Consider the following 267-nt stretch of genomic DNA (forward strand, 5'->3'; position numbering starts at 1 on the left):
GTTGGGTATTTCTTTTAGCGCCGGCGTTAATGTAGTGGATGCAGGGGAGCAGATAGCGCAGCGTTTGCAGCAGCTTAACTATAATCGCCCCGTTGGTATTGAGTTACACACTATCTATAACCAGCCTGACGAGGTCGCCAATTCGGTCAGCGGCTTTATTGTCAATCTGGCTGAGGCTGTAGCTATCGTTATTATTGTGTTGCTGGTATTTATGGGGCTGCGTAGTGGTATCTTAATCGGCTTGATACTGCTACTGACAGTGCTGGG

1 protein-coding gene is annotated in these 267 nt (G+C 48.3%); it reads left to right on the forward strand.

Annotated features, from left to right (window positions below):
* A partial coding sequence (locus R0J87_RS21050; RefSeq protein ID WP_498888707.1) for an efflux RND transporter permease subunit occupies positions 1–267 on the forward strand: 267 nt, incomplete at both ends.

Source organism: Halomonas sp. SIMBA_159 (genome assembly GCF_046536035.1).
Lineage (GTDB): Bacteria > Pseudomonadota > Gammaproteobacteria > Pseudomonadales > Halomonadaceae > Vreelandella > Vreelandella venusta_A.